This is a genomic window from Flavihumibacter solisilvae, from assembly GCF_000814475.1.
In the GTDB taxonomy this organism is placed as follows: domain Bacteria; phylum Bacteroidota; class Bacteroidia; order Chitinophagales; family Chitinophagaceae; genus Flavihumibacter; species Flavihumibacter solisilvae.
In genome coordinates, this window is record NZ_JSVC01000045.1 from 132464 (window position 1) to 156634 (window position 24171).

Genomic DNA, 24171 nt, shown 5'->3' on the forward strand with positions numbered 1-24171 from the left:
ATCTATAATCAAAAAATCAAAAGTCAAAAAGCCGCAGCACTGACAATAGGGACTCAGCGAGGTCAACCATATTTTCTTCCTCAGGTGTATTTCGGTTGGTGAGGAGTATGAGCGTGAGCCTGCGTGAAGGAACACGATAGATGATGTTACGGAAGCTGGTTGTGCTACCAGTGTGATAGATCACCTGTTCGTTATTGTTGTTTTTCCTGAGGTGCCATCCGTAACCGTAGTGAACAGTATCGCCATTGGCGAGCGTGTTGTAACGGAAAGCTTCCTGCCAGGTTGATTTTGGCAATAGTTTTCCGGAGTAAAGTGACTGGTCCCATTTATACAGGTCTTCGGTGCTGGAGTAAATGCCGCCATCGCCCAGTACGGCGCTGGTGGAACTCTGGTCTTTCCGGATCCAGCCGCTTTCATTTTTACTGTACCCCCAGGCGCGGCCGGGTATTTCATTTATACCATTTACATAGGCAACGGAGTTGTACATGCCAAGCGGATCAAATACATGTTTCCTGAGGTATGACGGGAACGACTCGCCTGAATATTTCTCAACTATCAGCGCAAGCAACGCATAGGCTGTATTACTGTATTGATACCTTGTTCCGGGCTCGAAGTAAAGAGAATCCTGCTTCATGATAATTTCAAGCACACCCCGATCCATAACCTGTGGATTCATGGCGCTGCCTGCAACAAAATTTTCGTAGTCAACAAGACCGGATGTGTGGGTCAGTAAATGTTTTATTGTAACTTTTTCACCATAAGCAGGAAAGCCCGGAAAGATATCGGTGAGGGATGTGGCGAGGGAAATCTTTTTTTTGCCAACCAGCTGGAGAATGCAGGTTGCTGTGAATTGTTTAGTGACCGACGCCAGCCTGAAGTTATGGGTGGCTTTAACGGCAACATGGTTTTCTATGTCAGCGCTGCCGTAAGTGCGTTGGAGCAGCTTTTTCCCGTCTTTAATAACCAGCAGCGAAGCACCTGGTGTGGCAGGGCCGCTATACTGGCGAAGCAGTGAATCTATTTGCGTTAGATCCTGTGATTTCACTGTTGACGGAAGGCTGGCGAGGCCTAACAGAATAGTCGCAATCCGCCCTGTAAATGTCGCAATCACACAAGTTGGTTTTTTATTGAGCATCTTACTTTTACGTACAATTAAAAATAATAATCGTTATGGCAAAAATGAATCCTTATCTGAATTTTGACGGCAAAGCGGAAGAAGCCTTCAATTTTTACAAGTCAGTTTTCGGAACAGAATTCGATGGCCCCATTCACCGCATCGGTGACACGCCCGGGCTCGACGGCATAACCGAAGAAGAAAAGAAAAGGGTAATGCACGTGAGCCTGCCTATTGGTGGCGGTGATGTACTGATGGCATCAGACACTGTTCCCTCCATGGGTCACAAGCTTGTTGTTGGCAACAACAATTATATCTCACTTCATCCAACCAGCCGTGAAGAAGCTGACAAATTATTCAATGGACTCTCTGCAGGTGGCGATGTCGAAATGCCATTGGCTGAAACTTTCTGGGGCGCCTACTTCGGCAGCTTCAAAGATAAGTTTGGCGTACAGTGGATGATCAACTACCAGATGGACGCGAACAACTGATCAGATGTTCATTTTCTTCAATTCCCTGGCTGCATGATCGCAGGCTCGTGCAGTCAGGGCCATATAAGTGAGCGATGGATTCACACAGGATCCCGAGGTCATGCAGGAACCATCAGTGATGAAGACATTCGGAACTTCGTGCATCTGGTTGAAAGAGTTGAGCACAGAAGTCTTCGGATTCCTGCCCATCCTCGCTGTTCCCATTTCGTGGTTGGCATTTCCCGGGAATGAGATCTTTCCATTCACTCTCACATTTTTGAACCCGGCGCTTTCGAGCATTTCTTTACCTGTCCGCTTAATGTCTTCGTGCATCGCTTGTTCGTTCTCGCGGAAGTGACAATCTACTGCGATCATCGGCCTGCCGAAAGGATCCTTCTTTGTATGGTTAAGGGTAATGCGATTGTCGGTATAAGGCAAACATTCGCCGAATGCATAAAGGCTCATCTGCCATGGACCGGGAACGCTGAGCCGCTCTTTCAATTCAACGCCGATGCCATCATTGGCCGGCCTAGTCCGGTAGGCTCCCCCACCGAAATGATAGCCGCGCAGGAAGCCTTCCGATTTTTCGGTGGCATTTGCAAATCTTGGAATGTAAATACTGGTTGGTCTGCGACCGGAATAATAGCTGTCTTCAAAACCATCTACTGAAGCAACGATCGAAAGTCCTTTATGGTGGTCCATCAAATTCCTTCCCACCTGGTCGCTGCCATTACCGAGGCCGTTGGGGAAACGATCAGAAACAGAGTTGAGAAGTATTGCGGTTGTTGCAACTGTTGCTGCGTTCAGGAAAATGATGCGGGCATGAAACTCTACTGTCTTATGCGTTTGCGTATCGATCACCTCCACTCCTGTTGCGCGTTGTTTGCTTTCGTCATACAATATACGGTTAACAAGACTATACGGCTTCACGGTAAGGTTGCCTGTTGCGTGCGCTGCGGGCAACGTACTCGCATTGGTGCTGAAATAAGCACCGTACGGGCAACCACGGTGACACAGATCCCTTGTCTGACATTGCCCCCTGCCTTTTACCGGTTGCGTGAGGTTGGCTGTGCGGCCAATGATGACCCTGCGGTTCTTATAGCTTTTCTCTGTTTTTTCCCGGAAATGTTTTTCAACCATATTCATTTCAAAGGGCGGCATGAATTCGCCATCGGGAAGATGTGGAATACCGTCCCTGTATCCACTCACGCCGATAAACTTCTCAACGTAATCGTACCAGGGCGCTATGTCTTTGTAACGAATAGGCCAGTCAACACCATGACCATCGCGGAGATTAGCTTCGAAATCAAGGTCACTCCAGCGGTAACAGGCTCTTGCCCATAACAATGACCGGCCACCGAGAATATTGCCCCTTACCCAATCGAAACGTTTGATCTCTTCATAAGGATTCTCCTGGTCGTTGATGTAAAAATGCTTGTTGTCTTCGCGGATGGAATAATGCCTGCTCTGCACATAGAACTTTTCCTTATCTGCTTTCGTGAGCTGGTTACGATGCGCAAAATCCCAGGGATCCATTGCAGCAGTCGGATATTTTGGATGCTCGATAGGACTTCCCCTTTCGAGCATCAGCACTTTCAGGCCCTTTTCACATAGTTCCTTTGCGGCCCAGCCGCCACTGATGCCTGAACCAACGATAATAGCATCATAAGTGTTTTGTTGTCTGGATCGGATATTGAGGTTAAGCGAATCGCCGGGCATCTGTTGCAAATTTGGGAAGGTGGTAAATTACTTATTTCATCCAATCCCGCAAAATTGCAGCAGGCAGTTGTCCCGGGTCCGTCTTACGCGAAATGCTGTAAGTGGATGTATCCACTGAAAGGCCTGCATAGCCAAAATATGTGGTGTAATCAACAGGTTTCAGGGTATAGATATAGTCAAAAAAATCCTGCAGGTTTGTGCCTGCGAGTTTTTCTGCATCCTTCCTGAATTCATCTTCGGTAAATCCGCGATTAAGTTTCTTATAGTACTTCTGGTATAGCAGCCGCATAAGATCGTCCAGTGATTTTTTATTCTTCGTGTCGTGACGGATCCTGAAGTCAAGCAGCATTCCCAGCAGTGGGCCCTTGTCGTAGGGTGAAATGGTTTTGTTCAACTTGTCTGCAGTTCTGCCGAAAGGTCCGTCTTCCCAGGTATTCCAGCTTGCGTCGGCAGGAGTTTGGTGCTGACGTCCGGGTTTGGTCTCATAATTTTTAATGCTCTTCGAAAATTCCTGCAGCATTTCGTCTTCGGTCGTCAGTCCCGCGCGCCGAAGGACCAGGTATTCGTAATATACAGTGAGTCCTTCTGAGAGCCAGAGCATCCGGGTGCGGCTTCCCTTATCGTAGTCGAACGGTCCCAACTCTATGGGCCTGATGCGCTTTACATTATAGTGATGGAAATACTCATGAGCCAGGAAATTGTAGATACGGATCCTGCCTGCACGTTCGTTAAGCTCTTTGCCGGTGAATGCGACACTGGAAGAATTAAGGTGTTCAATACCGCCGCCACCCGGACCAATACCAATAAACACATAGCGGTTGTAAGGAATATCGCCAATGATGCCTGAGGCAGCAACGATGATTTTCTGCAGATCAGTCATCAATTGGTTGCGGTCAAAGTCCGCAGCCTTATAGGCCATAAATTCGTGCGGCACTCCTTTCACTTTAAATGCAGGAAAAGACTCAAGGTTGCCTATGAGTATCGGGCTGTCGTAGAGCACATCGTAATCTTTTGCCCGGTAGGTATATGCCTTTCCGGGGATAGTTTCCAATCCCGTTGCAACTGAATTCCAGCCTGCACGTGGTTCCAGCCTGACCACAACCGGCGTATTGATCTTCCCTTCGGGGTGCATGAATAAACCGGCGGGGGAGATATACCCCCGGGTCGAATCGAGATAATTTCCTGCCACGAAATTACGTGTTGCTTTTACCTGGTAGTTGATGGTGATACCAGTAGCATTTGCAGCCATCACCACCCAGCTGTTTACCGAGCTCTTCTTCCATTGCAATTGCTCACCCTTTTGGTTAACCGCAGTAAAATCCGACACCTGTTCAGGATAGTTCATGACCTGGTAGTAACCCGGAGTCCATACCGGCATTTTAAATACGAGGCTGTCTTCTTTAAGGCCTTCACAGTTGAATACAATATTGTAAACATTGTTAGACGGCTCGGGCATGGAAACAACAAACCTGAGCGCGGGGTACTGGGCGTAGGTTACTGCAACTACCAGCAGAGATCCGAAAACCAGCGCAACTATCTTTTTCATGCCAGTAAAATACCGGAAATATTTCTGTTCGTTTATGCATTCAATGCCCTTTTCTTTCCCATTCTTAACCACAGGTCCGGAGACTATGGCTTGCCTGCCGGCTTCATTATCAGTACCTCACCCTTGCCGGTGGACAATTCTAATCTTCCACCAGCATGCCTGGTTACAGACCCTTTGCTACGCTTAACAACGACTGTTTTTCCAGGCCAGGGGTTTTCAATTATACATTTCCGCCCTTGTTCACTCCGGATCTTCACATACTCAATGGCGTTATGGCGCAGGGAAGAGGAAACAAGAAAAGCGCCTTCGCTTCTAATGTCTGAGAAAGATGCGTCCCTGTTTTCCGGCCACACGGCAAACACGCGTAATACACCCTGGTTATTCATGCACAGCATTTCATTAATGGTATTTGGAACAGTACTGCAATTCTCAATTCCGTGCGGATTGTCAAGTTGAAAGCCATTCGGATAGGTGTGAAGACTATATGAGCGGAGTTGATGCAATATGGTATCTGCACTATAGCCCACACGCACTGCTGCAGGGAAAAAACTATTAGATCCGTTGAAGTCCTGCCAGCGGTTCATAATGTCAATGGTGTTGCGTGCAACATCTAGCAGCTTTGGATCGCTGTTTAATCCTATAACTCCTGCCGGGTAAATATGCTGTATACCAAGTGTATTGTCACCCCACCAGTCAGTTCCAATTTCGCTGTACCGAAAAACTGTTTTTCCATTTTTGACTTGCGTAGTGAATGCTGACAGGCTGTCTGCTTTTCCCTGCCACGACCTTCGCAATTCTTCATCAATTCCGAGCAGTTCGCTCATGTCGCTCGCGGTTTTTAGAACCATTGGTACAAGACCAAGTGAAAGGATGGCGTTTTTTGTCCCGATGGTACCTTCATGTATTGCATCATTCTCTATAACATACCGGCCATTTTCATTCTTAAGATAGCGTTCCCAGAACTGCGCTGTCGATTTCATGTAGGGATATACCCGACGGGTAAAAGCAACATCGTATGTCCGGTAGAATTTAAAGCATAGGTTGGTCGCACAATACGCTGCATTACTTTTCTGTCCAAAAAACAAACCTTCATCTTCAGCTTCGCCGCTTGTTATGTAACCAGTGTGCTCACTCATTATCTTATTCTTCCTGGTTGTCTCGATGCCTAATGGACCTATGCCAACAGGGTACAACAATCCATCCGGAATTCCAGTGATTTTTGCCGAATAATATTTTCCCCTCTTCATAAAGTCCAGTAGCGGCGCTTCATAAGGCAATGACTGCTGCAAATGATTGGAAGAATATAAAGCATAAAACGGTGCACTATAATTGTAATTTAGGTGATAGTCACCGTTCCATGCCGGCAATTCCTTTGTGACCCAGCTACCAAAGATTCCCGGTGGAAATTTTGGGTCGCGGCTGCAGGCTGCGATGGTATACTGGGAACGATAGTATTGGTGCTCAATCAGCGAATCTCCAATGCTCACATAGCTTTCATTCCAATAGGCGCGCCACCATTCATCATGTTGCTTTCTCGTCGTAGTTATCATGGAGGCAGAGATTTTCCCGGCATCTTTCACAGCCTGGAAAGAATCAGATGTTCTAAAATTGCTTGCCAGTACGCACACTGCGACCAGGGTCTGACCGGGCCGTATTATAAAACTATTACTATCATACCCCATGATCCTGCAGGCCACAGTTACCATAGTTGGTATCTCCACCTCTCTCACAAATCCTCTCTGGATCCATTGCACACCGGCATAATTGCCTTTAGCCGCTGAATCCGGGAATTTATTTACAAGTGGCGGATCGAGGTGAAACTGATCTTTGTCTGGGAGATTCAATAGTATGCTTCCATTCACCTTTGCGTTGCCAGTATTTGTGATTTCAATCAACAGCCAGTCCTTTGTTGCAGCCAGGATTGATTGGATCCTGACAGCGGTATCTCCTTTGGTGAAGTAAGAGGAAGTAACTGCAGAATATAAATCCTGCTCTATTTTGTAAGATGCACGCTTTAACGCAGGAATTGAAATGCTGAGTTTACCCGCAACGGCGGGAAATGATTCATTAAACCCCGATTTCAGTCTCCAGAAATCGTTTCTGGCAAGATAGTAGTTCTGTAATTCGGGCGGACCAGCAATTGCAGCTGCAGAATAACCATTGCCAAGCAGTGGTGCATCCACTGACACTGATGAAGGAGTACGCGATGGCGGAACAGTAAACAAATTCCGGTACCTGCTTACTACGTGTTGATCCGGCTTTAGCTGTGCCTGTATTTGAAAGCTGACCAATACAAAGAAACAAATGGTAGTAAGGATATAAGCCCTGGCTGTATCGTTAGGTTGCACAATGTTTTTATTAATACCCACCGAAATTAGACACCAGGAAAGTTTCCCATTTGTGCCTTTTTCCCAAATACTGGTAAAATCTTTGCAAAATGTCGCAGGTGACCGTCTGTATTTGAGTTTTACTGTGTCACTCGTGCTGGCTTTACGCTTAAATGACTTACCGTTCGTGCACATTTCTCTCTGCTTTCCCGTGGTACCGCCGTGCTTTTACTCTGCTTTTACTGTGCTCGCCCTGTGCTTTTATAGTTCTTGTCTGCACCGTTTCCTGTCTTAGACGGCTCTTTCACGGCTTTTAGAAGGCTGAAATGCAGTTTTTTTCGCCCGAAATGCGGGTTAATTATTCTGCACCCGAGGTTTCATCGTTACCAAAGGGCGGAAGGAGTTGAATATGCTCCTGCCGTTCAGTTACTTCTATTTCCCCGGTTTCAACGAGATAACTGATCACTTTTTTCACAGCATCCTGTTCCAGTCCAGGTGTATCAAAAAAAGTTTGCGCTTCAACTGCATGGGGATATTTGATGGCTTTATCATTGCTGGTAAGCGTTTTTTTCACATGGTCCTTGACCTTCTTCATATTGTCTGGCAGCATAACGAAGCGTTTAAATCAATTTAAACAGATTTCCATGAATTGCCAAAGCATAAAAAAACGCAGACCTTATGGGTCTGCGTCAGCATTTCTTATTTGAATTGTAAATGAAGACTGACAATATCAGCATTCATGGGAATACTCTTAACATAATGCCCATAACGCAACTCCAGTGATTTGAAGTATTCGATTCCCAATACGCCACGTGGCGGGGCTATCCTGACACCAGCGCCCAGGAAATTGCTGCTGAACGCGGACAGGTCGTAATTGCTCGTGTAATACTCATCCGCGACCGTATGCTTCGCATACCCCGAAAAATATTTCACTGCGGTCTGGGTATAGTACCGGTAAAACGGGCTGACAGAAAGAAACGGCGTAATCTTTACCGGGATTTCGAGACTTGCCGTATGCGAATGCAATCCCCAGTCGTCTGTATAGAAACGGTAATAGGTACGGAAGATGAATCGATCGCCGAGGAAATAATTGGCCCTGAATCCGAGTGGCAACTTGAAGCGGCTATCGGGCAATTTTTCCTGGTGAACGGAACCATCGTTGAAATAAACCCGGTAGAAAGGCAGGCTAAGGAATCCCTGCTGTTGGATGCCGTCGGCCAGCACGGTCAGCTGTAACCGTTCGTTGACGATCTGCGAATAAGAAAGGGAAGCAACAAACGTATTACGCGCTTCAGAGCCTTCACTTTTAACCGTTCCATCTGCGGTACCACGCAATTCTTCAGGCGCTATCATTTTTACCTGGTCGATATATGCCTGGATCTTTGCCGAAAATTCTCCGCTCCTGTCCCGCGTTTTTTGGGCGAAGCTGAGATTACCGCCAAAAGACAAATAATCATATTCAGCCGAGGAAGATACAGATGCCCCGATTGTGCGGCCTTTCTTTTCATCTTCCCTGGTCCAGCTTAATGTCGGGTATACCCGCGTATCCTGGTAAGAAGCAGATGAATTGGCTTTCATGTCTATCTTGTCTGATGAGGCCGACGTATAATGATCGATGCCTATTTCAACGCTGTAGTTATGTTTACGAAAGCGCTTGTCGTACCGGGTTAGCTTCAGTTCCAGCACATTGGCAATGTCGGTGAGTTTCTGTGAACCTATACCACCGGTAACCGGGGCATTTTCGCCATCCTGCTTGTAGTAACTTGAAACAAGGTTAACTTCTTCGATCTTAAGTTTTCTTGGATTATAACCGGCACTGTCTTTGGAAACCTGGCTGAAGCCATGCACCAGGGCCATAATCCCTGCTGCTGTCAGGAAGATTTTTTTCATTTGATGTTGATTTGGTCAGGTGATCAGTTGCAGCCGCAGCCTCCGCCACTCTTGCCAGCATTAGCACCGGAAGCGCCTTCGCGGTAGGACTGGAAACTGAGTTCCGATTTTTCCACTTTACGGTTACCGAGCACCATTTCTGCATCGTTCAGTTTATTTTTCTGGTATTCCTTCACTGTGCTGCAGGCAGAAAAGCAAACTGCAGCAGTTATTAGAAATGTTAGTGTTTTCATGTCAGTTGAATGTTTTTTGAGGTGTAAATCCTGTTGTTGTCGTCGATGATGATGCAGGCCATCTGTTCAAGCTGATTAACCAGCATCAGTCCGGCTTTCACGCCCATTATCGTAACTGGAGTTGCCATTGCATCGGCCAGTTCGGCATTAGGGCAAATAATTGTCACGCTTTTAATGCCGGTGACCGGCAGTCCGGTGCGGGGATTAATAGTATGCGAATAGCGTTTTCCTTTAACAGTTATGAACTTCTCATAATTGCCTGAAGTTGCCACTGCGAGCCCGGAAATATTCATATATGAGAACGGCAGTTCCGCCTGGTCAGGATTTGAAATCCCAATGGTCCACGGTCGACCGTCGGCCTGGGTTCCCCAGGTAGCCAGGTCACCAGACGCATTTACAATGCCGCTTTGAACACCATGTTGTTGCAGGAGCCGGCGAACCTGTTCAGCCGCATAACCTTTCCCGATGCCACCGAAACCTATCCGCATCCCCTTCTCCCGGAGATAAACGGAGCAATCAGCTTCGTCCAGGATAACGTTCCGGTAATTGATCAGTCGTACCGATCGCTTTGCAGTTTCAGGATCCGGCAATGCTTTCATGGTTGTATCGAAATTCCAGAGCTGCCTGTCAATTGAACCATAGGTGATATCAAATGCGCCATCAGTTATAGCAGAGATCCGCAGTGAGCGACGTATAAGCTCAAACACTTCCCGATCCACCTTAACTGCACTGATGCCCGCCTGTTGGTTGATCAGGCAGGTCTGGCTGTTTTCATTGTAGGTTGTCAGCAGCACTTCGATTCGCTGTACTTCGGAAATAGCGAGCCTGGTCATTTCATTCGCCCATTCTATGTCGTCTGCGACGATTGTAAACTCGAACCGGTTTCCCATCAAACGGGCAGACTGCCTGTACTCACAGAGGGTCGTTTTTTTGCTTGTTACGGGATTCATACAAATGTTTTATTTCCATGGAAAATCCTGCTGGAGACATCGACGGAAATCCATCCCAGCTGCGAATGACCTTTCCCTCTGCGTCAAGTAAAAGTGTAAAGGGAAATTTGCCTGAAGGATTATACTGGTCAGCAAGAGCCTCATTATGTGCTTTCTGTTCCTTCGACAACTGGTGCTTTTTGTCGCGCGGGAAATCAGCATTCAGCATGATCAGCGCACTGTCGGCCATCCGGGTAAACTGGTCGTTGCTGAAGAATTCGCGGTGCATGCGGATACATGGACCGCACCAGTCCGATCCTGAAAAATTGAGCAGTATCAACTTATCCTGCTCCTTCGCCAGTTTTTTTGCTGTTTCGAAATTGGTTTGCCATCCGGTCACAGACATGCCGGTAGTGCACAATAATGCAAACAGGAAATGTTTCATCGTTAATTGATTGGTCAGTAAATAAGGAGCCACCGGGGCTTAAACCGGGTTGAGACACAATCAGCAAATACGGGGAGGTTGCCAGACGAGCGCATGAAAGCCACTTGCAAAGGAAGGAAGAGTTTGCAACGGAACAGGTTGATCCAGCAAAACACCATCATCCGGTTGCACCGACATTTCCGTTAGCAGCGGGATAAAAGTTGAAGTAATGGATGCTGCGTAATGCGCCAACGATTTAAAAGGCAGTTGCATGTCGCGGTCAAAGTCTTTATCCTTCGGACTGCCATGCATGTAATGCATGTCAAGGAACTGCAGGAGACTGATTCTGCAGTTCTCCTGTTTGTGTTCAGTAAAATGCAGGAAGACGAGAGGCAGTTTCAATAGTTCTCCCGCTTCTGTTGAGGAGAAGAGATATGTGGTTAAAAAGAATATTGCTGCCAGCTTTTTCAACACGGGTTGAATTTAACAGTAAAATTAAACGGAGGGCGACAAACGGCAGAACTTTAACAATAACATGTACTAAAGCCATAAACCGACAAAGTCTTGAAAAAGTTGCTCAAACCAGGAATCCACTGGCTACTGGTCTTTATCCCGATTGCTCTCTCACTGAAATTTGGTCACGCCTCGGCTCCATTAATCTTTTTCTCGGCCGCACTTTCCATCATTCCTATAGCCAGGATGATCAGCACCTCAACTGAAAACCTGGCCACATACACCGGGGATGCAATAGGTGGCTTGCTAAATGCAACATTTGGCAATTTCCCTGAATTGATCATTGCAATTGTTGCCTTACGGGCAGGACTTTATGATATGGTTCTCGCTTCGCTTGCCGGGGCTATTCTTGGTAACCTTCTGCTGGCAATGGGTTTGTCATTCCTGGTCGGTGGCATCAGGTTTCACAACCAGGACTACAACCCAGCCAGTATCAGGGTCTACAGTTCCATGATGATGATCGCTGTACTTAGTCTTACGGTTCCCAGCGCATTTCACCGATTCCTTGGATCAGAAACTGCGACATCGGAGGAGAACGCATTGAATATCTGGCTTTCGGTTGTGCTATTGATCGCTTATACGCTCTACCTGGTTTTTATGCTTAACACCCATAAAGACTTTTTCAAAAGCCATGAGATCGCAGAGGAAGAACATGAAGACCACTGGTCCTTACAACGCGCAGTGATGTCTCTCGTAATCGCTTCGGTCCTGGCAGCATTTATGAGCGAAATACTTGTTGGGGCAGCAGAAGAAACGGGGGAAGTGCTGGGCATGTCCAGTTTGTTTATTGGTGTCATTTTTCTTGCCATTGTGGGCGGAGCTGCAGAAAGCATTTCGGCTGTTTTAATGGGATATAAGAATAAGATGGACCTGAGCATCGGCATTGCCTTAGGCAGTTCGATTCAGATCGCACTTTTTATTGCTCCGACTTTGGTATTACTCAGCCTGTTTGTCGGCCCTCACCAGATGAATCTCTCTTTTTCGCGTGCGCTGATCGGAACATTATTTCTCGCGGTTATCCTGGCCGCGATGATTTCCGGTGATGGCCGTTCGAACTGGTACAAAGGTGTTCAGCTGGTGCTCGTTTACCTGATCATTGCCCTGATGTTTTATTTTGTACCTGCATAACTATATGACTGACCAGATATTTTGGAAGAACCGGGTGAAAGAGAACGCGGTGTTGAATCCCATCGATCGCACTTCGGAAGTGCTTTTCGGATTGATCATGGTATTGACATTCACCGGCGCTATTAGTGCTGCTTCTGATGGAAGAAGCGAGGTACGGGAATTATTGTGGGCGGCGCTGGGGTGCAATGTTGCATGGGGGCTTGTTGATGCCATTATGTATCTTATGAACATCGTGCTTGAACGCGGACATTCCCTGGTTATCATTAAAAAAATCATGCGTTCCGGGTCCCAGGCAGATTCCAGGGAGATACTGAAGGAAGAAATTAATCCGCTGGTATCCTCATTGATGACTGAAGATGAGCTCGATCAACTAAATGATCGCCTGAAACAATTGCCTGTTCCTTCAGTACGCAATTTGCTTACCCTGAAAGACCTGGGGACGGGGGTTGAAATATTTTTACTTGTTTTCCTTTGTACGCTTCCAGTAGCCTTACCATTTGCCCTGCACCATGATATTGCTTCGGCCATGCGTATCTCAAACGGAGTAGCCTTAGTCATGCTGTTCATTGGTGGCTTTATCCTGGCGGGATATGCAGGGTTTTCGCGTTTACTTACGGCGTTGCTCTTTATGACAATCGGAGTATTACTAGTGGCTCTGACGATGAGCTTAGGAGGATAGCTGATGAAAAAGATCATCTTAACATTTGCACTTGTCGCAGTTTTTTTGCCGGTCCTCGCCCAGCACGCGGATTCATCAGCATGGGAATTCAACGCTGACGCAGGTTTCTATTTTATTCCTGAAGATTTCTTTATCCTTCCGGTATTCCGTGCAGATAAAAATAAGCTCCACCTGGAAGCACGTTACAATTATGAAGACAGGGAAACTTTTTCCGCCTGGGCAGGATACAACTTCAATGGCGGGAGAAAGCTTGAATATACCATTACACCAATGATTGGTGCTGTAGTAGGGCGTACAAACGGGATAGCTCCCGGCCTGGAAATGACTTTTACTTATAAACGCTTTGAACTTTACTCAGAATCTGAATACATGTTCGATTTTGAAAGCGAAAACTACTTCTACAACTGGTCAGATCTGATCTATTCGCCTTTTGACTGGCTTTGGGTTGGAATAAGCGGTCAGCGAACAAGGGTATATCAAAGTGGTTTCGAAGTGCAGCGCGGACTGCTGATAGGAGGTGGACTTAAAAACTGGGAGTTGTCAACTTACTTTTACAATATCGGATCTGGTGATGCTTTCGTTTTAGCAACGTTATCGGTGAGGTTTTAAGAAAAGACCAATAATAAAAAAACGCAGCCCTTTCTGGATCTGCGTTCATTCGCGGTGAGGGAGGGATTCGAACCCTCGGTACAGGTTTAAGCCCGTACAACGGTTTAGCAAACCGGCCCTTTCGGCCACTCAGGCACCTCACCGAAAGTCCCCTGTAACTGGTTCAAGGGGACGCAAAAATATGTATTTACCCTAAATAAACAAAATCATTTAAAGGGCTGCAAGCTGAACCTTCTGCTGCAGTTCCATCACGTTCTCCCTGAATACATTATCCGTATCCATGAGATCTTTGACAGTCTGACAGGAGTGGATCACGGTCGTATGATCCCTTCCACCGAAATGCTCGCCGATGGTTTTGAGTGAATTCTTTGTGAATGACTTAGCAAGGTACATCGTTATCTGGCGTGCCTGTACGATTTCGCGTTTACGGGTTTTCTGTAAAAGCTTCTCGTAAGGAACATCGAAATAATCGCACACCATCTTCTGAATTGCCTCAATGGTGATTTCCTTGGAAGAGGTCTTCACAAAGTTACGGAGTACTTTCTTGGCCAAGTCTAGGTCAATTTCCCTACGGTTCAGCGAAGATTGTGCCAAAAGGGAAATCAAAGCACCCTCCAGTTCACGTACGTTACTATTGATATTATAAGCCAGGTACTTAACAACTTCACGAGGCATTTCAAGGCCGTCATTCTTCATTTTCCTTTCAAGGATGTCGATCCGCGTTTCATAATCCGGCAACTGCAGGTCAGCGCTCAACCCCCACCTGAAACGGCTCAGCAATCGTTCCTGTACACCTTCAAGGTCTTTGGGTGATTTATCAGACGTAAGGATCAGCTGCTTGCCCGACTGGTGCAGGTGGTTGAAGATCGCGAAGAAAGCATCCTGCGATTTTTCAGCGCGGTTAAAAAACTGAACATCATCGATGATCAGCACATCTATCAGTTGATAAAAATGAATAAAGTCGTTAATGGCATTGTTGCGGCTGTGGTCAACAAACTGGTTGATGAATTTCTCCGAGCTTACATACAATACCACCTTATTCGGGTTGGTTCGCTTCACTTCATTCCCGATCGCCTGGGCAAGGTGCGTTTTACCCAGCCCTACACCACCATATATAACCAATGGGTTGAAAGAATTGGCACCGGGCTTGTCGGCAACAGTTTTACCTGCACGACGTGCTACGCGGTTACAATCACCTTCTATATATGAATCAAAAGTATAAATGGGATTCAGCTGCGGATCGATCTGCATTTTCTTCAGACCGGGGATCACAAACGGATTCTTCACCGGGTTATTAATAACCAGTGGAAAATCCATCTCATTGTTAGAGTAGGTTTTATACCCATGAGCAGGAACATCCATGGTCAATGGCTTGTTCTTGTGATTGCCGCTGTCGACCATGATGCGATATTCGAGTTGTGCATCCTTTCCCAAAACCCTGCGCAATGTTTTTGCGAGAAGGTTAACGTAATGCTCTTCGAGGTACTCATAAAAGAACTGGCTGGGCACCTGGATGACAAGAATGTTGATTTTTAATTCAACGGGACGGATGGGTTCGAACCATGTTTTGAAATGCTGCCACTCCACGATATCCTTGATGATTTCCAGACAACTATTCCAGACAGTATCTAAGGTTTTGGTCATTTGTGATCGTGCAGTTTTATAATTGAGTTAGATAGAGTAAAAATTTATCGTGGGGGGACGAATATCAAATTTTTTTGTTGAAAAAAAAATTTTTTACTCACTACTTTTTTTGCCAATAATAACAGTGTGTGAGGCTTCCAACTTTTTTCTTTTATTCCGCTGAAACGCATAGTCCAAGCGGCCTAGAACGATTCCTGCCCAACCCACCTGGTTCACTGTTACATCACCGCCTGTTTTATTTTTATACACAACAGGTGCATCAAAAAACGTATGTGTGTGTCCGCCAATTATCAGGTCAATATGTGATGATTCCTTTGCCAGGATCTCATCACTTACCTTATTCTCACGGTACTTATAACCGAGGTGCGACAGGCAGATGACCATATCGCAATCTTTTTCCTTTTTCAGGTAGTGCGCTGTGGCGCTGGCATGTTGCACCGGGTCAAGATATTTTGTGTTACCATATAGATTGTCTGGTACCAATCCCCTCATTTCAATACCTACGCCAGTTACCCCTATTTTCAACTTTCCTTTCCTGAATATTTTATAAGGCATTGATTTATTTTCCATTGGTGTTCCGGTGAAATCGTAATTACAATTCAGGACGGGGAATGTTGCCTTCCCAAGCTGCGCAACAAAATTCTCAAGCCCTGCATCAAAATCATGGTTGCCCATCGTGCACGCATCATATCCCATCGCAGCCATCGCTCTCATCTCAGGCTCCCCTTTATAGAAATTAAAATATGGAGTACCCTGGAATATATCACCCGCATCAAGTAAAAGTACTTCTGCGCCTTCCGCCCTTATCTTCCTGATCTGTTCAGCCCTTGCTGCCACTCCGCCGAGTCCCTGGTTCCTGCCACCATCCATCGGAAATGGTTCAAGCCTGCTGTGCGTATCATTTGTATGCAGAATAATAAGGCGCTCCGTTCCCTCACCTGCCAATGCGTCATTCACTATGCCATTACCGGCAATGAGTGCACCAGTGGTAAGGGCAGCATCCTGTAAAAATTTCCTCCTAGTCTGCATTACTTACTCTTTTATCTGTTCGTGCCCTGATCTTTTCTCCTTTCGATGTAAAGCCACTGAAATAATGAAGCAACCCATCACGTATCAGGTAGCCTTTATTTTCCTGTGGTATTTTTCGCAACATCTCACAATCATCACCACCGTTTGCTATGAAATCAGAGTTTGCTACAATATATGTAGCAGAAGTATCAAGTGCAAGACCTCCGACTTTTATTTCAACAGCTTTTTTTTCTTTTATCTGGTAAGTGATGCCGCTGCACGGCCATCCTCCCCTGCCTGCAATGTGATCAAGCAATTGCTGGAGGACTGTTCCACGCAAACGCTGGATCACGAGCAGATTATCAAACGGCATCAGTTCATAAACCTTGCCAATGGTAAGCGGACCTGCAGTTAATTGATTTAACCTGATACCGCCATAGTTCATGAAAGCGACATCCACTTTTGTGTTGAAGATCCTGGTGGCTTCGTTAAGGATAGCATCAGCCATGAGGTTACCCAGGCTGCTTTCCGGCAATTTCTTTTCAAGTGTTTCTGCAACTTCACCTATAACCTTATTCATGCTCTTGTTCACACTGTCTGCATAAGGCTGCAGCAATACGTTCAAATCCTTGCTTCCGGAAGACTGGGGTGTGATTCTGCGTTGTTCATATTGCACGGAAACAGGATGGTAGTTCCTGTTGCAGGAAATGCCACAAAGCCCGAAGAATAGTAACAGAGGAAGAGTAATCTTAACCAGTGCCTTTTTACCAGAGTATCTCATACGTGAGCTCATAAGGTACAAATTATTTTTACTTTCCAAGTGTCATTTTTTGGGGGACGCAAAGATAGCAGCAGGGCCGGATTAAAAAGTAAAAATTAAAAGTAAAATAGCCTGTGCACTACCTTTGGGGGGTTTTAGGATCAATACCTAACCATGCAACAAGTCATTACATTACAGGTTACACCGGCCGAAGCGGAAAACCCGGAGCACCTTTCAGCCTACATTGCCGCAACCGTTTCTGCAAAACGAACAGCTGTTAGCGGTTTTCATATATTAAAAAAGTCCATAGATGCACGCGGCCGCCAGGTCCGCATCAACCTCACTTTAAGGGCATTCATTAATGAACCGTTCCACGATCGTACCGTACAACAGATCAGTTATCCGGATGTTTCACGCGCTGATGAACAGGTGATCGTTGTGGGTGCCGGTCCCTGCGGATTATTTGCTGCACTGAGGCTGATCGAGAATGGCATCAGGCCGGTGATATTGGAAAGAGGTAAAGATGTACGGGCAAGGCGGCGTGACCTGGCCATGCTTAATAAAGAAGGAATAGTGAACGGTGAAAGCAATTACTGTTTCGGTGAAGGGGGGGCAGGTACTTACAGCGATGGTAAATTATATACCCGTTCAAACAAAAGAGGTAGTATTGACAGGATTCTGAACCTGTTCGTACAATTTGGTGCGGATGAAAGGATATTATATGAAGCACATCCTCATATCGGCACCAACAAACTTCCGCAAATCATAACCGAAATGCGGCAGCAGATCACGAATAGTGGCGGAATCTTCCTTTTTGAACAGAAAGTGACGGCGCTGGAGATTGAAGGCGACCGCGTTACCGGTGTGCTAACGGCCGCAGGTAACCGATTTACCGGCAGCGCTGTTGTGCTGGCCACCGGCCATTCTGCCCGCGACATCTTTGAACTGCTGCACCGGCAGAATGTCCTGATCCATGCAAAGCCCTTTGCGCTTGGCGTTCGCATCGAACACCCGCAGCAACTGATCGACAGTATCCAGTACCACAGTCCCGCCCGCAACGAACACCTGCCCCCCGCCTCCTACAGTCTTGTTCAGCAGGTGAATGGGACCGGCGTGTTCTCTTTTTGCATGTGTCCCGGTGGAATCATCGCGCCGGCAGCAACCAGCGAAGGAGAACTGGTTGTGAATGGATGGAGCCCATCGAAACGCAACAACCCTTTCGCCAACTCGGGTATGGTGGTGTCAGTGGAAGAAAAAGATTATGGGGCGACTGACGGACCACTTGCAGCGATGAGATTTCAACAGCAGGTTGAACAGAAAGCTTTCCAGGCTGGTGGCGGAAAGTTCGTTGCTCCCGCACTTCGCATGACCGACTTCGTTAACCGCCGCCTCTCTGCGGATCTTCCTTTATGCTCATACCTTCCCGGACTTGCATCCGCTCCGCTTTGGGAAGTGCTGCCACAGTTCGTTTACAAGAGCCTCGCAGAAGCCTTTAAAATGTTCGGACAAAAAATGCGTGGCTATTATTCCGCCGACGCAGTTGTGGTAGCCACAGAGTCGAGGACTTCTTCTCCGGTAAGAATCCCCAGAGACCCGGAAACTCTGGAACATCCGCAGGTAAAAGGACTTTATCCCGCAGGGGAAGGTGCCGGATATGCTGGTGGCATTGTCAGCGCCGCAATGGATGGCGAAAAAATAGCCGGGGTAATTGTGGATTATCTGAATGGCAGAAGTTTTATTAAAAAAATGTAATATCCTTGCCGGATCAACGACTGATACAGCAAATTCCTTTCCTCAATTAATTCGACCTCATATGGCCTTACTTGAAGTTCAGCACCTTAAAAAATATTATGCTACCCAGAAAGCAGTGGATGATGTCAGCTTCTCCGTTCAGCCGGGCAGCATATTCGGACTTCTGGGCCCGAATGGTGCCGGTAAGACGACACTGCTGAGAATGATCACCGGTATTTTTTATCCTGATGAAGGCAATGTGCTGCTCGATGGCCGCCCATTCCAGGCTGAAACTGACATCCTGCGCATCGGTTATATGCCTGAAGAAAGAGGACTTTATAAAAAGATGAAGATCGGCGACCAGGCTGTATACCTCGCCCAACTGAAAGGATTGCCACGAGATAAGGCAATTGCAAAAGTGAAAGAGTGGTTCGAAAAATTCGAGATGCAAAGCTGGTGGTCGAAGAAGGTTGAAGACCTGAGTAAAGGGATGGGGCAAAAGCTTCAGTTCGTTACTACCGTGCTGCATGAGCCTGGTCTGATCATACTGGATGAACCATTCAGCGGCCTCGACCCTGTTAACTCCAACCTCATCAAGGAAGAGATCTTCAAGCTGGCGAAAGCAGGCAGCACCATCATCTTCAGTACACACCGGATGGAACAGGTGGAAGAGATCTGCGACCAGATCATCCTTATTAATAAAGGAAGAAAAATACTTGACGGTAAAGTTGATACAGTCAAGCAACAGTTTAAGGAAAACCTGTACCTGCTGCAAACCGACAGCGAACAGATACCGGTAACGCATGGCTTCACCATCAAGGAAAGGGATGGCCATGAGTGGATCATTCAACTGAATGAACAAACTTCCGTAAATGAGATGCTCACACAACTCATCGCAAATAATGTAAACATCAAAGGTTTCAATGAAATCCTTCCTTCATTGAACGATATTTTCATCCGCCTGGTAAATGGCAGCCAGTCAGCAAGCAGGCAATTCCAACCCGTAACTGCCTAAAACCCGCCTACTATGAACAAGACATATATTATTATACAAAGGGAATTCCTGAGCAGGGTACAGAAAAAGACATTCGTATTGACAACCATCCTGCTGCCGCTCCTCATCTTTGGTTTTTATGCACTCATTATCTATTTCAGCGTAAAAGGGAATGATGACCTGAAAGTAGCAGTTGCAGACCACACGGGATTATTAAAGGACAAGCTGGAAAATTCGGAGTCCGTACAATTCACTTTCGTGGAGGAAAAAGATCCTGCTGTGTTGCAACAATCACTGAAAGAACGCAAATACAACGGATATATCATTGTCCCTGCCGGCTTTACAGCACAAAAAGGAGATTCCCTTGTGTATGCCAGTAATTCCAATGTCGGGTTGATGACTAAGGAGAAGATAGAACGCCGGATCAACAAGGCCTACGAAAAAATCAGGCTGCAGCCACTGCTGGCACCTGGGGTGAGCATAAAAGCTGTTGACAGCACACGCGCGGAAATCGCATTGCAGGTTTCGAAAGAGGGCGGCAAAAGTGGAAGTACTGGTTTTGCATACGTGCTGGGTTTCGCCAGCGGCATCCTGATCTATATGGTGTTGCTGATCTATGGTACCATGGTTATGCGGGGTGTAATGGAGGAGAAAACTAACCGAGTTGCAGAAGTAATGATAAGCAGTGTAAAACCCTACCAGCTGATGATGGGCAAGATCCTCGGAATTGGTGCCGTAGGAATTGTACAATTTTTCATCTGGGGTGTATTGATCATGGCATTGCAAATGCTGTTACCCCTGTTTTTCCCTGAGATGGTTGACCAGGCGATACAACAACAGGGCAGTATGCCTGCTATGACGAATGCTGCACAGCAGCCTGGAATGCTGCAGGAACTGACGAAAAACCTCAACAACACCAATATCGGAATGATCGCCGGACTCTTTATTCTATACTTCTTCGGTGGTTACCTCCTGTATTCGGCCCTTTTCGCTGCCGTTGGTTGCGCAGTAAACGAAGATCCGCAGGATGCCCAGCAACTTATGTTTCCGATAATGATGCCGATCATTTTTTCTTTCGTGATCATGACGCAGGCACTAAACAATCCGGATGGTGGTTTAGCTTTGTTCGGAAGCCTTTTCCCGCTCACTTCTCCGATCGTAATGATGGCCCGACTGCCGTATGGTGTACCCGGATGGCAAATTTTTCTGTCCATTGCCCTCCTTGCATTGGGATTCCTGGGAACCGCATGGCTTGCTGCACGCATTTACCGCACCGGCATTCTGATGTATGGAAAGAAACCAACCTGGAAGGAAATGTGGAAGTGGGCTTTCACGAAGTGATGATTATGTCTGCCCTTTATTTCATAGCCCTGGTTGCACCGGACGAGATCGGTTTGAAAGTAAAAAGCTGGAAGCATTGGATGCGTGACAACTTTGGATGCAGGGCAGCCTTGCGATCACCGGCTCATATAACCCTGGTGCCACCATTCAGAATGACAGCGGATTCGGAAGGGAAATTGAAATCCCTGCTTAACCAATTTACCGCCACACAGGTTCCTTTTGAGATCACCCTCAATGGCTTCGATACGTTCAACAGGAAAGTCATCTTCGTACATGTTGAACATAACGCCGCATTGAGTGAATGTTATAATAAACTCAATCACTACCTGAGACAGGAGTTGCCCGGTTTGATTACTGTGGATACACGACCATATCATCCACACGTCACCATTGCTACGCGCGATATTCCGCAAGGGGCTTTCCGCAGCGCAATGGAACATTTTGAAACACTTAGTTATACCGCGCTGATGCAAGCGGACAGAATCAGTTTATTGAAGCTTTCTCCCGCCAGGTGGGAAATTGTTCATGAATCACCCTTTTAATCAGCACTGCCCGGCCAGTTGTTAATTTTTCCTAAAGAAAATCTTTTGTGTGCATCAATACGAAACGAATCGTACATTTATTACGAAATCATTCGTAAAAATAAAACCTTCACTATGTTCAGATTCGATCAACCCTCCAGAAAATGGCTGGCAATGGCTGCCCTGACGGCAATAACGGTTACAGGTATCAGTTGGACTGATACAATAGTGCATACAGCAGGATTAAATCACGATATATATTCTACGGACGGCTGTAGCGGCGATACAGTGCCGGGAACCAGGTCAAAAAAGTACAGGTCTTCCGAACCTTCCTCGCTTGACGATCATATAAAGCAGTTGGAAAAAGCGCAGCTGGATTTGCAGCGCGAGCTGGGGGGCAAGGACTGGGACAAGATCGAAAGGGAAATGGAAACAGCTCTTGCAAAGATCAATACCAAAGAAATGGAGGAACAGATAGCGAAGGCAATGAAGGAAGTGAACCTGGCAATGGATAAAATCAGGGATGAGCAGGTGATGCGCCAGCTGGACATGGAAAAGTTGCAGAAGGAAATGGAGATCGCCAAAGAAAAGATCCAGAAAGAATTTAAAAATGCAGATTGGGACAGGGAGATAAGGGCGGCCATGGAAGAAGCGAAAAAAGCCACCCGTGAAATGTCGAAGATCAATGAGCAGCAACTGAAGGCAGAACTGGACCGGGCGAAAGATGAGATGGCCAGGAACAAAGTGAATATTGAAAAAGAGATCGCACGTGCACGCGATGAGATGAAGAATAATAAGTTCCACATAAAGGAAAGCCTTGAAACCGCCCGCAGGCAGATCGACGCGACCAAGCTGGAATTCGAAGGATATAAAACGATGATCCTGTCAATGGAAAAAGAGGGAATCATCAAAGACCCGAAAAACTACCGCATTGAATACAATGATGGCAAGCTGACTGTAGACGGTAAACTGCAACCGGAGTCGGTTACTAACCGCTACAAAAAATACTTCTCCGGTAAAAAAACTGTCCTGGTAAACGAGAAGGACAAGTTTGATCTTGAGAAGGGTGATGAAAATGACTGATCAAACCATTAAGACTTATCCTTGAAAAAAAAGGGCGCCCCTCAATCGAAGGGCGCCCTTTTAAATATTTACTTTTTAAAATTACTTTCTTAAATGCTTTCGATCAACCTCAGCACCGGATGTTCCAGGTCATCGACCACTTCCCCATTCCGGTCTGATAAAATATCCACGTTCATTTTCAGGATCATCCCTTCCTTCAGTGAAACCTGTTCTTTCTTCAGGTTGCGATAGCCTTTTTTGTCAAACTGTATAGAAAGGTCACCGGCTGGCAGTTGTTTTATTTTAAAGTAACCGGCTGCGTCTGTTGCAACTTCCTTACTTGGTCCGCCTTTTGAAGATGAGGCTGAAACTACGACGCCCGCAACAGGTTTTTTCGTAGCTGCATCAATAACATATCCATGCACCACGCCTTCGTTCTTGCTGGATTCGCCTCCTACGGCAAGCGCTGCATGTGATAACGCCATACATCCGATTAATGTAATAGTCGAGCGTAGATTTTTCATGTTGCCCTCGTTAGTGTTTTAGAAATGGAGTTTCCATAGCGCTTACGAACTCACTCCATAAATTTCGTAATATTTTCTCAGCCGGAAGAATATCTTTTACCAGGGAACTCACCTGGCCGATCTCCAGTTCACCTTCGTCGAGGTCGCCCTCAAACATTCCCTTTTTTGCCCTGGCTCTTCCCAGCAAGGTTCGAAGTTCGTCTTCGGATGCGCCTCGCTGTTCGGCTGCCAGGACTTCGGCAAAGAATTTATTTTTCATCAATCGAACTGGTACCAGCTTTTTCAAGCTCAACATAGTGTCGCCTTCTGCAGACTTCACCAATGCTGATTTGAAATTCGCATGGCTCGATGCCTCTTCGCTGGCCACGAACCGCGTTCCTACCTGTACGCCTTCCGCCCCGAGTGCCATGGCTGCAAACATTTGCCTTCCTGTTGCAATTCCGCCTGCTGCGATCACCGGGATCTTTACCGCTGACGAAACCGCGGGAACCAGCACCATACTGGTGGTTTCTTCCCGCCCATTATGGCCGCCTGCTTCAAAGCCTTCAGCCACAACTGCATCACAACCTGCCGCTTCCGCCTTCATGGCAAACCTGCTGCTGCTTACCACGTGTACAACCCTGATTCCTTTCTCCTTTAAAATGCCTGTCCACGCAGCCGGGTTGCCTGCCGATGTAAAAACAATCTTTACGTTTTCATCAATAATTATCTGGAAGACCTTATCGATATCCGGGTACATTAAGGGCACATTTACACCAAACGGCATAGCGGTAGCCTTATTGCATTTCCGGATATGTTCCAATAAGACATCAGGATACATGCTTCCGCTGCCTATAAGTCCCAATCCACCTGCATTACTTACCGCACTTGCCAATCGCCAGCCACTTGCCCAGACCATTCCTGCCTGTACAATCGGATATTTTACTCCCAGGAGCCGGGTAACACGATTATCAAAATTCATGATGGGTTTATATGGCGTTTAAGGTGAGTGGGTAAAATAGAAAG

Annotated in this window: 24 protein-coding genes and 1 tRNA gene; 9 read left to right on the plus strand and 16 right to left on the minus strand. The window is 46.6% G+C overall.

What is annotated here, in order from left to right:
• Positions 1-16 precede the first annotated feature (16 nt).
• Positions 17-1111, minus strand: coding sequence for a serine hydrolase domain-containing protein (locus tag OI18_RS23045; RefSeq protein ID WP_205410099.1), 1095 nt, complete (start codon positions 1109-1111; stop codon positions 17-19).
• Between the two features lie 59 nt (positions 1112-1170).
• Here OI18_RS23045 and OI18_RS23050 point away from each other — a divergent pair, with 59 nt between their 5' ends.
• Entirely contained in the window at positions 1171-1605 is a 435-nt protein-coding gene (locus tag OI18_RS23050) for a VOC family protein (RefSeq protein ID WP_039144529.1), read from the plus strand.
• Here OI18_RS23050 and OI18_RS23055 read toward each other — a convergent pair whose 3' ends face one another.
• The 9 genes from OI18_RS23055 to OI18_RS24100 form a co-directional block, all read right to left on the minus strand.
• A complete protein-coding gene (locus tag OI18_RS23055; RefSeq protein ID WP_039144532.1) occupies positions 1606-3303 on the minus strand; it encodes a GMC oxidoreductase in 1698 nt (565 codons plus the stop codon).
• Between the two features lie 31 nt (positions 3304-3334).
• Positions 3335-4849, minus strand: a complete 1515-nt coding sequence (locus tag OI18_RS23060; protein WP_052273512.1) for a M61 family metallopeptidase — start codon at positions 4847-4849, stop codon at positions 3335-3337.
• Positions 4850-4932: 83 nt separating this feature from the next.
• Positions 4933-7197, minus strand: coding sequence for a glycosyl hydrolase family 95 catalytic domain-containing protein (locus tag OI18_RS23065; RefSeq protein WP_152616950.1), 2265 nt, complete (start codon positions 7195-7197; stop codon positions 4933-4935).
• A 337-nt stretch (positions 7198-7534) separates the two neighbouring features.
• Complete coding sequence (locus OI18_RS23070) at positions 7535-7786, minus strand: hypothetical protein (RefSeq protein ID WP_039144535.1); 252 nt, start codon at positions 7784-7786, stop codon at positions 7535-7537.
• Positions 7787-7875: 89 nt separating this feature from the next.
• Positions 7876-9066, minus strand: a complete 1191-nt coding sequence (locus OI18_RS23075) for a DUF3570 domain-containing protein (protein WP_039144537.1) — start codon at positions 9064-9066, stop codon at positions 7876-7878.
• 23 nt (positions 9067-9089) lie between these two features.
• Positions 9090-9299, minus strand: a complete 210-nt coding sequence (locus tag OI18_RS23080; protein ID WP_039144540.1) for a DUF4266 domain-containing protein — start codon at positions 9297-9299, stop codon at positions 9090-9092.
• Positions 9296-10249 carry an FAD:protein FMN transferase gene (locus OI18_RS23085; RefSeq protein ID WP_039144543.1) on the minus strand — a complete coding sequence of 318 codons (954 nt, stop codon included), beginning with the start codon at positions 10247-10249 and terminating at the stop codon, positions 9296-9298. The genes OI18_RS23080 and OI18_RS23085 overlap by 4 nt, the downstream gene beginning before the upstream one ends.
• Positions 10212-10673 carry a thioredoxin family protein gene (locus OI18_RS23090; protein ID WP_039144546.1) on the minus strand — a complete coding sequence of 154 codons (462 nt, stop codon included), beginning with the start codon at positions 10671-10673 and terminating at the stop codon, positions 10212-10214. Before OI18_RS23090 ends, OI18_RS23085 begins: the two co-directional genes overlap by 38 nt.
• A gap of 60 nt (positions 10674-10733) precedes the next feature.
• Complete coding sequence (locus OI18_RS24100) at positions 10734-11123, minus strand: hypothetical protein (RefSeq protein WP_052273514.1); 390 nt, start codon at positions 11121-11123, stop codon at positions 10734-10736.
• Between the two features lie 93 nt (positions 11124-11216).
• Here OI18_RS24100 and cax point away from each other — a divergent pair, with 93 nt between their 5' ends.
• From cax to OI18_RS23110, 3 genes are read left to right on the plus strand one after another with little or no spacing between them, the layout of a single operon-like run.
• Positions 11217-12293: a calcium/proton exchanger gene (cax, locus tag OI18_RS23100; RefSeq protein WP_072039068.1), complete on the plus strand. Its 1077-nt coding sequence runs from the start codon at positions 11217-11219 to the stop codon at positions 12291-12293.
• 4 nt (positions 12294-12297) lie between these two features.
• Complete coding sequence (locus OI18_RS23105) at positions 12298-12972, plus strand: VIT1/CCC1 transporter family protein (protein WP_052273515.1); 675 nt, start codon at positions 12298-12300, stop codon at positions 12970-12972.
• A 3-nt stretch (positions 12973-12975) separates the two neighbouring features.
• Positions 12976-13581, plus strand: a complete 606-nt coding sequence (locus tag OI18_RS23110) for a hypothetical protein (protein WP_052273516.1) — start codon at positions 12976-12978, stop codon at positions 13579-13581.
• Between the two features lie 52 nt (positions 13582-13633).
• Here OI18_RS23110 and OI18_RS23115 read toward each other — a convergent pair.
• The 4 genes from OI18_RS23115 to OI18_RS23130 all read right to left on the minus strand — a co-directional run bounded on the left by OI18_RS23115 (position 13634) and on the right by OI18_RS23130 (position 17026).
• Positions 13634-13724: transfer RNA gene (locus tag OI18_RS23115), tRNA-Ser, on the minus strand.
• A 67-nt stretch (positions 13725-13791) separates the two neighbouring features.
• Positions 13792-15225, minus strand: coding sequence for a chromosomal replication initiator protein DnaA (gene dnaA / locus OI18_RS23120; protein WP_039144549.1), 1434 nt, complete (start codon positions 15223-15225; stop codon positions 13792-13794).
• Between the two features lie 93 nt (positions 15226-15318).
• On the minus strand, positions 15319-16254 hold the full coding sequence (locus OI18_RS23125) for a bifunctional metallophosphatase/5'-nucleotidase (RefSeq protein ID WP_039144552.1): 936 nt from the start codon (positions 16252-16254) through the stop codon (positions 15319-15321).
• Entirely contained in the window at positions 16244-17026 is a 783-nt protein-coding gene (locus tag OI18_RS23130; RefSeq protein WP_082038104.1) for a 5'-nucleotidase C-terminal domain-containing protein, read from the minus strand. The genes OI18_RS23125 and OI18_RS23130 overlap by 11 nt, the downstream gene beginning before the upstream one ends.
• A 141-nt stretch (positions 17027-17167) precedes the next feature.
• Here OI18_RS23130 and OI18_RS23135 point away from each other — a divergent pair, with 141 nt between their 5' ends.
• From OI18_RS23135 to OI18_RS23155, 5 genes are all read left to right on the plus strand, one after another.
• Positions 17168-18745, plus strand: a complete 1578-nt coding sequence (locus OI18_RS23135) for an NAD(P)/FAD-dependent oxidoreductase (protein WP_039144553.1) — start codon at positions 17168-17170, stop codon at positions 18743-18745.
• Between the two features lie 61 nt (positions 18746-18806).
• Positions 18807-19739, plus strand: coding sequence for an ABC transporter ATP-binding protein (locus OI18_RS23140; RefSeq protein ID WP_039144655.1), 933 nt, complete (start codon positions 18807-18809; stop codon positions 19737-19739).
• 12 nt (positions 19740-19751) lie between these two features.
• A complete protein-coding gene (locus OI18_RS23145; protein ID WP_039144556.1) occupies positions 19752-21059 on the plus strand; it encodes an ABC transporter permease in 1308 nt (435 codons plus the stop codon).
• A 5-nt stretch (positions 21060-21064) separates the two neighbouring features.
• Positions 21065-21601 carry a 2'-5' RNA ligase family protein gene (locus tag OI18_RS23150; protein ID WP_160290287.1) on the plus strand — a complete coding sequence of 179 codons (537 nt, stop codon included), beginning with the start codon at positions 21065-21067 and terminating at the stop codon, positions 21599-21601.
• 114 nt (positions 21602-21715) lie between these two features.
• Positions 21716-22663: a hypothetical protein gene (locus OI18_RS23155; RefSeq protein ID WP_039144561.1), complete on the plus strand. Its 948-nt coding sequence runs from the start codon at positions 21716-21718 to the stop codon at positions 22661-22663.
• An 89-nt stretch (positions 22664-22752) separates the two neighbouring features.
• On the opposite strand, the gene OI18_RS23160 is transcribed toward OI18_RS23155, so the two are convergent.
• Both OI18_RS23160 and OI18_RS23165 read right to left on the minus strand, forming a co-directional pair.
• The gene (locus OI18_RS23160) at positions 22753-23127 is read right to left on the minus strand and encodes a carboxypeptidase-like regulatory domain-containing protein (protein WP_039144563.1); all 375 of its coding nucleotides are present in this window, start codon (positions 23125-23127) and stop codon (positions 22753-22755) included.
• 49 nt (positions 23128-23176) lie between these two features.
• The gene (locus tag OI18_RS23165) at positions 23177-24127 is read right to left on the minus strand and encodes an NAD(P)H-dependent flavin oxidoreductase (RefSeq protein ID WP_039144566.1); all 951 of its coding nucleotides are present in this window, start codon (positions 24125-24127) and stop codon (positions 23177-23179) included.
• Positions 24128-24171 lie beyond the last annotated feature (44 nt).